5 protein-coding genes are annotated in these 6,771 nt (G+C 71.1%); all 5 read left to right on the top strand.

Annotation, left to right across the window (positions count from 1 at the left end; all coding sequences use genetic code 11):
* Positions 1–283: 283 nt before the first annotated feature.
* Positions 284–970, top strand: coding sequence for an RNA polymerase-binding protein DksA (gene dksA, locus K206_RS44445; RefSeq protein ID WP_231401717.1), 687 nt, complete (start codon positions 284–286; stop codon positions 968–970).
* Positions 971–1,239: 269 nt separating this feature from the next.
* On the top strand, positions 1,240–2,589 hold the full coding sequence (gene zigA, locus K206_RS39985) for a zinc metallochaperone GTPase ZigA (RefSeq protein ID WP_020206484.1): 1,350 nt from the start codon (positions 1,240–1,242) through the stop codon (positions 2,587–2,589).
* Positions 2,531–3,058 (top strand): hypothetical protein, encoded by a 528-nt coding sequence (locus K206_RS0132540; RefSeq protein ID WP_231401718.1) that lies wholly within the window; start codon positions 2,531–2,533, stop codon positions 3,056–3,058. Before zigA ends, K206_RS0132540 begins: the two co-directional genes overlap by 59 nt.
* A gap of 193 nt (positions 3,059–3,251) precedes the next feature.
* Complete coding sequence (locus K206_RS0132545) at positions 3,252–5,414, top strand: TonB-dependent receptor (protein ID WP_020206486.1); 2,163 nt, start codon at positions 3,252–3,254, stop codon at positions 5,412–5,414.
* Positions 5,415–5,591: 177 nt separating this feature from the next.
* Positions 5,592–6,771: ABC transporter substrate-binding protein (locus K206_RS0132550; RefSeq protein ID WP_043367583.1), on the top strand; the 1,180-nt coding region annotated here is incomplete at its 3' end.

Here is a 6,771-nt window from a genome sequence, read left to right on the forward strand (position 1 = left end):
CGCCCGCCCCGCCCGCCCCCGCCGGCAAGGGGGTCGGGAACTCAGGGAAAACTCCCCGCTTTTCCCCCATATCTCCAAAATTTTTGTTCAAGTACAATAGTCTGGATTTAGTGCGGGTTACGCAGCCTCGGCGGCGGCGCCCGCGCAATGCAGGGCGGCGGTCGTCGTCAGCATGAGGCGGGCTGCCGGCAGGTGCGGTCGCAGTGCTTCGTGCGGAGACCGCCCTCCGCTTGGGGCACAGGTTCCGCGCCGATATCGACCGACGCGAGAAAAGAGGTGTCCCATGGTAGCCGCAACGAAAACGAAAGAAAGCCGCAGCAAGAACGGTAGCGCTGCGGCCGAGACGCTGAAGGCGCGGCCCACCAAGGCTGCGCCCGCTCCCCGCGGCAGTACGGTGCACGCCGGTGCGGGCGAGGCCAAGGGGGGCACGCAAAGCAGCAAGACTGCAGCCAGCCAGAGCGAAACGTCCACGCCGCGCAAGCGGCAGGACACTGCACCCGAGCGGACCAAGACGCCGCCGGTCGCATCAACAAGAGAATCAGCAGCAACCATGAGCAGCAATAAACTTCTGACTGAAGCTGAAATCCTGAAGATGGGCGACAAGGATTACATGAACGAGGCGCAACTGGCCTTTTTCAAGAATCGCCTTGAGCAGCTGCGCGACGACATCCTGAAGAACGCCGATCAGACCACCGAGCACCTGCGCGAAACGGTGATCGTGCCCGATCCGGCCGACCGCGCCACCATCGAGGAAGAGCACGCCCTGGAGCTGCGCACGCGCGACCGCGAACGCAAGCTGCTCAAGAAGGTGGAGCAGTCGCTGGCCCGCATCGAGTCCGGCGACTACGGCTGGTGCGAGGAAACCGGCGAGCCGATCGGCGTGCCGCGCCTGCTGGCGCGCCCCACCGCCACGCTCTCGCTGGAAGCCCAGCAGCGCCGCGAATTGCGCCAGAAGCTGTTCGGCGACTGAGCCGGACCCGCCGGCGCGCTCCCAGACGGCCCGGTTCCCCGGGCCGTTTTGCTTGGCCGCGCGCCGCCGCGCCGGTGCCCTGTCCGGCACGTCTTTGCGGTGTCACGTCACCGGCCTATCATTAGGCACGGCGGGAGAACTGCCGCCCGCCGCCCCGGCATGGCCGGGCGCAATATCGGCCGCGGCGGCCCCGAAACACCCGCTTTCTGATACAGTCGCAACTTTGTTGCAATAACATACGCGCACCTCGCCGGGCGCGCCTTCCCGTCATGGCCGATCGCCTGCCCGTCACCGTGCTGTCCGGATTCCTCGGTGCCGGCAAGACCACCCTGCTGAACCACATCCTCGCCAACCGCGAAGGCAGGCGCGTGGCCGTGATCGTCAACGACCTCGCGGACGTGAACATCGATGCCCGCCTGGTTGCCGACGGCATGGTGGCGCAGAGCGGCGAGCGCCTGGTGGAGCTGTCCAACGGCTGCATCTGCTGCACGCTGCGCGAGGACCTGCTGGTCGAGGTGGCCAAGCTCGCGCGCGAAGGCCGCTTCGACTACCTGCTGGTGGAATCGACCGGCGTGGCCGAGCCGCTGCCGGTGGCCGAGACCTTCACCTTCGCCGACGAGCAGGGCGTGGCGCTGGACAGCCTGGCGCGCCTCGACACCCTGGTGACGGTGGTCGACGCCGCGCACTTCCTGCAGGACTTCAACGAAGCCGATTTCCTCCAGGACCGCGGCCAGGCGCGCGACGAGGACGACGACCGCACCGTGGTCGACCTGCTGATCGAGCAGGTCGAGTTCTGCGACGTGATCGTGCTCAACAAGCTCGACCTCGTCGGCGACGCCGAGCGCGCGCGCCTGACCGGCATCCTGCGCTCGCTCAACCCGCGCGCGGCCATCGTGCCGGCCAGCTTCGGCAAGGTGCCGCTGGACAGCGTGCTCGACACCGGCCGCTTCGACTTCGACGCCGCCGCGGCGGCGCCCGGCTGGCTGGCCGAGCTGCGCGGCGAGCACGTGCCGGAGAGCGAGGCCTACGGCATCGGCAGCTTCGTCTACCGGCGCCGCCGCCCGTTCCACCCGCAGCGCTTCGCCGATCTGATCCACACCGAATGGCTGCGCGAGCACGGCAGCGTGCTGCGCTCCAAGGGCTTCTTCTGGCTGGCCACGCGCATGGACACGGCCGGCACCTGGGGCCAGGCCGGCGGCGTGTGCCGCCACGGCGGCGCCGGCGCCTGGTGGGCCGCGCTGGATGCGTCCGAATGGCCCGACGACGACGACAGCCGCGCCGGGATCGAGGCCGACATGACCGTGGACGGCCAGCCCGCCCCGTTCGGCGACCGCCGCCAGGAACTGGTGCTGATCGGCCAGGACCTCGACCGCCCCGCGCTCGAGGCGCTGCTCGATGCCTGCCTGCTGACCGACGCCGAAATGGCGGCCGGCCCGGCGGCCTGGGCGAGTTATCCCGACCCGTTCCCGTCCTGGGAAGACGGACTCGACGACGACCATGTGCACGGCGACGACTGCGGCTGCGGCGACCACGGCCACCATCATGGCCACGCGCACGATCATGGCGACGACGACGATGGCCACGACGGCGACGATGGTCACGGCGGGCATGCCCGCTAGGCCGGTCCCGCCCTGGCGGCGCCTGCAGCGCCGCCGCGCGCGCGGCCTCGGCCTGTGGCCGGCGCTGTGGCTCGCGCTGTGCCTGCTGCTGGCCCAGCACGCCGGGCTGACCCACCGCGTCCACCACGGCGCGATGCCGTACCTGCCGGCGCAGGCATCCGCCGACGCCATCAATGACGCCGCCGGCTCCGCCCTGGCCGCCGCCGAACTGGCCGCGGACACGGACACGGACGACGACGACCTCCAGCCCGAACCCGCCGTCCCGCTGTCCGCCGGCGCGGCGGGACACTTCTGCGTCCTGTTCGACGGCGCCACCGTGGCCGCCAGCCATTGCGGCACGCCGGCCCTGCCGGCGCTGACCCATCTCCAGTCCCCGCTGCCGCCCGCCAAGGGCTGGCGCAAGCCTGACCTGCCTCCGGCCCGGCCCTTCCACCCGCGCGCCCCGCCCGCCGCCTCCGCCCTCGCCTGACATCCGGGCCGCGGCCGCCGTGCCGCCGCCCGCTTCCTGACGCACCGCGCCACACGCAGCCTGCCACGCCGCTTGCCGTGCCACCCCGCGCCCGTACATGCCCGCACTGGCCTGTACGCGCCCGGCGGCGCGGCGCGCGTGCGCGGCCGCCGGCGCCGCGCGCCCGACCGCAGATAAAAAAGCAACGCGAGCCATGTCCTTGTCTTACCGCTTCCAACCCGAATCCCTGCTGCGCCGCACCCCGCTGGCCGCCATCGCCGCCCTGATCGCCTCCGCCCCCGCCGGCGCCTTCGCGCAGGGCGCGCCCGCGGCTTCCACGGCGGCTCCCGCACCGACTGCCCCGGCCGCGCCCGCCGCCACGCTGCGCGAGGTGGTCGTCACCGCCAACCCGCTCGGCAGCGAGCTCACCGACCTGGTCGCGCCGGTGTCCAGCCTCGGCGGCGACGCCCTCGCGGTGCGCCAGGCCAGCACGCTGGGCGAGACGCTCGACCGGCTGCCCGGCGTGTCGTCCAGCTACTTCGGCCCCAACGCCAGCCGCCCGATCATCCGCGGCCTCGACGGCGACCGCATCAAGGTGCTGCAGAACGGCGGCAGCACCATCGACGCCTCCACCCTCTCCAACGACCACGCGGTGCCGGTCGACCCGCTGGTGGCCGAGCGCATCGAGGTGGTGCGCGGGCCGGCCGCGCTGATGTACGGCGGCAACGCCATCGGCGGCGTGGTCAACGTGATCGACAACCGCATCCCCAAGGAGCCGATCCACGGCGTGGGCGGCGCGGTGGACGCCAGCGCCACCGCCGGCGGCGACACGGCGCGCGGCGCCAGCGGCCTGGTCGAGGCCGGCAACGGGCAGTTCGCCGTGCACGCCGACGGCTTCGTGCGCAAGACCAGCGACCTGCGCATTCCCGGCTACGCGCGCAGCGCCAGCCTGCGCAACAGCCAGCCGCTGCCCGAAGGCGAATCCGAGGCCTACGGCCGCCTGCCCAACAGCAGCGCGCAGCAGCAGGGCGGCTCGCTGGGCGGCGCCTACACCTGGGCCGACGGCTTCGTCGGCGCCAACTACAGCGAGTACCACAACGAATACGGCACCCCGGCCGAGGACGACGTGCGCCTGCAGATGCGCCAGCAGCGCTTCGCGCTCGAAGGCGAGGCGCGCAACCTGGCCGGGCGCACCGGCGGCTTCATCGAATCGGTCAAGGGCAAGTTCAGCTACACCGACTACGAGCACAAGGAAATCGAGTCCGGCCAGACCGGCACCGTCTTCAAGAACCACGGCTGGGACGCGCGCTTCGAGGCGAAGCACGCGCGCATCGGCAACATGACCGGCGTGATCGGCACCCAGTTCGGCTCGACGCGCTTCTCGGCGCTGGGCGAGGAAGCCTTCGTGCCGAGCACCGACACCGACAACGCCGCGCTGTTCATCTTCGAGGAAATGCCGCTGACCGCCGGCGGCGACCTCAAGCTCAACCTCGGCGCGCGCATGGACCACACCAGCCTGAAGGCGCGCGCCGACGGCAACGAGCGCTTCTCGGACGCCAGCCGCAGCTTCAATGCCGGCAGCGCCTCGGCCGGACTGCTCTACAAGCTCGCGCCGGCCCTGTCGCTGACCTCCAACCTGGCCTACACCGAGCGCGCGCCGACCTTCTACGAGCTCTACGCCAACGGCCCCCACGTGGCCACCGGCGCGTGGGAACAGGGCAACCCGGATGCGTCCAAGGAACGCGCCACCTCGCTCGATCTCGGCGTGCGCTTCAAGTCCGGCCCGCACAGCGCCAGCCTGTCGGGCTACTACAGCCGCTTCTCGAACTACCTGGCGCTGTCGGCCACCGGCAACGCGCGCGACGCAGAAGGCAACGTGGTGGCGCCCGGCGCCGCCGGCGCGCTGCCCGAGTTCCAGTACCAGGGCGTGGCCGCCACGCTGTACGGCTTCGAGGCCGAAGGCCGCGCGCGCGTGGCGCAGAAGCTGCTGACCGGCAGCGACACGCTCGACCTGGAAGCGCGCGCCGACTACGTGCACGGCCAGAACCGCACCACCGGCGAGCCGCTGCCGCGCCTGTCGCCGCTGCGCCTCGGCGCCGCCGTGGTGTACGGCGCCGGGCCGTGGGGCGCGCGCGCCGACGTGACCTACGCCGCGCGCCAGTCGCGCGTGCCGGCCAACGACACGCCCACCGACGGCTACACCCTGCTCGGCCTGTCCATCACCTACAAGTTCAAGCTGGCCGGCACGCAGACGCTGGTCTACCTGCGCGGCGACAACCTGACCAACCAGGACGCCCGCAGCTCGACCTCGATCCTGCGCGACATCGCGCCGCTGGCCGGGCGCAACGTCAAGATCGGCCTGCGCACCACGTTCTGAGCGCCGCCGCCCATGCCTTGCCGTGGTGAAAGCGCGGCGGCGGGCGCCAGCATCGCGCCCGCCCGCCGTGCATCCCGCCTCGGCGCGGTGCATCGCGCGCCGCGGGTCGGCCCGCCTTGACCGGGCATGGGCGAGTCCTGACAATGCCTGCATCGCAGGACAACCACGGACCACCCGATGACCCTCATTCGCCGCGCCCTTGCCTGTGCAGCCCTCGCCACGAGCCTGGCCTGCGCCATGTCCTCCCCGACCGCCGTGGCCGCCGGCCTCACCATCGGGCTGTCCGGCGACATCACCTCGCTCGACCCGCACTATCACAACGTCACGCCCAACGCGAACGTCGCCGAGCACATGTTCGAGGCGCTCATCGCCAAGGACGAGAAGATGCGCTTCAAGCCCGCGCTGGCGCTGTCCTGGAAGCCGCTCGACGACACCACCTGGGAAATCAGGCTGCGCCCCGGCGTGAAGTTCCACGACGGCAGCGAGTTCACCTCGGCCGACGTGGTCTACTCGCTCAACCGCCCCGCCACCGTCAAGAACAGCCCGTCGCCGTACACCATCTACACCAAGGGCTTCAAGGACATCGTCGCGGTCGACAAGCTGACCGTGCGCATCACCACCAACGGCCCGTACCCGCTGGTGCCCAACGACCTGTCCACCATCTACATGGTGTCGAAGAAGGTCGCCGAGAATGCCGGCAGCGACGACTTCAACAGCGGCCGCGCGATGGTCGGCACCGGCCCCTACAAGTTCGCCAGCTTCCGCAAGGGCGACCGCGTCGAGCTCGTGCGCAACGACAGCTACTGGGGCCCCAGGCCCGAGTGGGACACCGTCTCGCTGCGCATCCTCACCAACGACGCGCCGCGCGTGGCCGCGCTGCTGGCCGGCGACGTGCAGGTCATCGAGAACGTGCCCACCTCCGACATCCGCAAGCTGTCCGCCGACCCGGGCGTGAGCGTGTTCAAGGTGCCCACCTTCCGCCTGATGTACCTGCACCTCGACAGCAACCGCGACGTCACCCCGTTCGCCGCCGACAAGGCCGGCAAGCCGCTGGCGAAGAACCCGCTCAAGGATCCGCGCGTGCGCGCCGCCATCTCGCACGCGATCTCGCGCCAGGCCATCGTCGACCGCGTGATGGAAGGCGCCGCCGAGCCCACCGGCCAGCTGGTCAACGCCACGCTGTTCGGCTACGCGCCGTCGCTCAAGCCCGACACCTTCGACGCCGCCGCGGCCAGGAAGCTGCTGGCCGACGCCGGCTACCCGGACGGCTTCCAGCTCACGCTGCACGCGCCCAACAACCGCTACGTCAACGACGAACAGGTCGCCCAGGCCATCGCCTCGATGCTCTCGCGCATCG

It is taken from the genome of Cupriavidus sp. WS, assembly GCF_000395345.1.
GTDB classification, from domain to species: domain Bacteria; phylum Pseudomonadota; class Gammaproteobacteria; order Burkholderiales; family Burkholderiaceae; genus Cupriavidus; species Cupriavidus basilensis_B.